The organism is Acidithiobacillus sp. TH-A36, assembly GCF_057473445.1.
In genome coordinates this window covers 1-1,986 of sequence record NZ_JBYCKP010000046.1, presented here as the reverse complement: position 1 = coordinate 1,986, position 1,986 = coordinate 1, and the positions used below count along the sequence as shown (strand labels likewise).

Below are 1,986 nucleotides of genomic sequence, written 5' to 3'. Positions count from 1 at the left end.
GCCAGGACCAGCCCGAAAATTCGGGTGGATATGTTGATGCCGGTTACGCCCAGACGCCGTGACAATGGCCGGGCCAGGCGCAGCGCCGCGTAGGCGACTCCGGCAATGATCAGGATGTCCAGAATCAATAGCCCGCTGGCAAACCAGGAAGCATTTTTATGATGGGCAATAATCACCGTAATCATGGTGCCCGGACCCGCCATCAGCGGAATGGCCAGTGGTACCACGGCTACCGCTTCCTTGCTCATGCCCTCGGCCGTTTCTTCCGGAGTGTGGCGGTAACGGCTGGATTTTGCCTGCAACATATTAAAGGCCAGCAACATCAGGACCATGCCCCCGGCTACCTGAAAGGCGGCAATGCTGATGCCAAAAAACTGGAGAATGTACTCACCCAGAAAAGCGGCGATGAGCAACACGATGGCGACGGTTCTGGAGGCCAGTTTGATGGTGGCCAGTTGCTGGGCCGGATCTTCGTCAGCCGTCAAGGCAATGAAAATGGGAATGGCCCCGATGGGATTAAGAATGGCGAGCAGGGCAATGAGGGTTTGCAGGGCGTTATGCAGTTCAGGCGCGATGGACATTCAAAATTACCGTGACAGACTGTGCAGTGCACAGAACGCTTGAAAAATGGTGCCTGAAGACGTATTTAATAGGCATATTCAGTTACAACCCAATACGGAGTGGATACGATGCCAACTTATGAGTATGTATGCAAGGACTGTGGACATCATTTGAGCGCAGAGCAGCGCATGAGTGACGCCCGTCTGACCGATTGTCCGGCCTGCGGCAAACCGGGCCTGGAGCGGCAGCTCAGTGCTGGCGCTTTTGCGCTGAAGGGGTCCGGCTGGTACGAGACAGATTTCAAGGGCAGTAAGGGTGGTTCGACCAAAAGCGAAGCCGCCAGCAGTGCCGCGCCCGCTTGCCCGGGCGGCAGTTGCGCCTGTCATTGACGCCGCGCCTGCAGCGGGGATAGATTGTGCGCGGGCCGCCGGTCAGGCGGCCTTTGTTATTTGATGACGGAATTTGACATAACTACACGGGACGCAGCATGCGGACACATTATTGTAATGGCATAAACGAGAAGCTGATCGGACAGACCGTGCGTCTCTGTGGATGGGCCCAGCGCCGTCGTGATCATGGCGGCGTGGTTTTCATTGATCTCAGGGACCGGGAAGGGCTGGTTCAGGTGGTCGCTGATCCTGATCAGGCGGAAGCCTTCGCGGCGGCTAATGAATGCCGGAGCGAGTTTGTTTTGAGTGTCGAAGGGGTGTTGCGGGCCCGCCCTGCGGGTACGGAAAATCTACACATGCCCAGTGGCAAAGTCGAACTCATGGCGACGCGCATCGAAATTCTGAACCGCTCCGAGCCGGTTCCGTTTCCTCTGGATGAAGAGGACATTGCTGAAAACCTGCGTCTCAAATACCGTTATCTGGATTTGCGCCGCCCGGAAATGCTGGGACGCCTGCGTTTGCGCCATCAGGTCACCAGCTACGTGCGCCGTTATCTGGACAGTGGCGGTTTCATGGATGTTGAGACGCCGGTTCTGACCCGCTCGACACCGGAGGGTGCCCGCGATTATCTGGTCCCGTCCCGAACCCAGCCGGGTCATTTTTTCGCTTTGCCGCAAAGTCCCCAGCTGTTCAAACAACTGCTGATGGTCGCGGGTATTGATCGTTATTATCAGATTACCAAATGTTTTCGGGATGAAGACTTACGCGCCGACCGGCAGCCGGAATTTACCCAGATTGATATAGAAGCCTCTTTTGTGGATGAAGAAGCGGTCATGGGTATTGCCGAACCGATGATTCGCGGACTGTTTGCGGAAGTGCTCGGTATTGATCTGCCCAATCCTTTCCCACGCATGACCTACGCGGATGCCATGCACCGTTTTGGCGTGGATCGCCCCGATTTGCGCAATCCCCTGGAGCTGACCGAGCTGAGCGACCTGATGCGCAGCGTGGAGTTCAAGGTATTTCGGGAGGCCGC

At 56.6% G+C, this 1,986-nt stretch carries 3 protein-coding genes; 2 read left to right on the top strand and 1 reads right to left on the bottom strand.

The window, feature by feature from the left end; translation table 11 throughout:
* Positions 1-581: MarC family protein (locus AC2VLY_RS01155; protein WP_486921634.1), on the bottom strand; the 581-nt coding region annotated here is incomplete at its 3' end.
* Positions 582-689: 108 nt separating this feature from the next.
* Here AC2VLY_RS01155 and AC2VLY_RS01150 point away from each other — a divergent pair.
* Positions 690-950 carry an FmdB family zinc ribbon protein gene (locus AC2VLY_RS01150; RefSeq protein WP_193650850.1) on the top strand — a complete coding sequence of 87 codons (261 nt, stop codon included), beginning with the start codon at positions 690-692 and terminating at the stop codon, positions 948-950.
* A 98-nt stretch (positions 951-1,048) separates the two neighbouring features.
* Positions 1,049-1,986, top strand: a 938-nt coding sequence (gene aspS / locus AC2VLY_RS01145) for an aspartate--tRNA ligase (RefSeq protein WP_486921633.1), incomplete at its 3' end; no start/stop codon positions are given.

Bases quoted from the DNA above. Each gene is read 5' to 3' on its own strand.
- AC2VLY_RS01150 (WP_193650850.1), top strand. From the start codon at position 690: ATGCCAACTTATGAGTATGTATGCAAGGACTGTGGACATCATTTGAGC.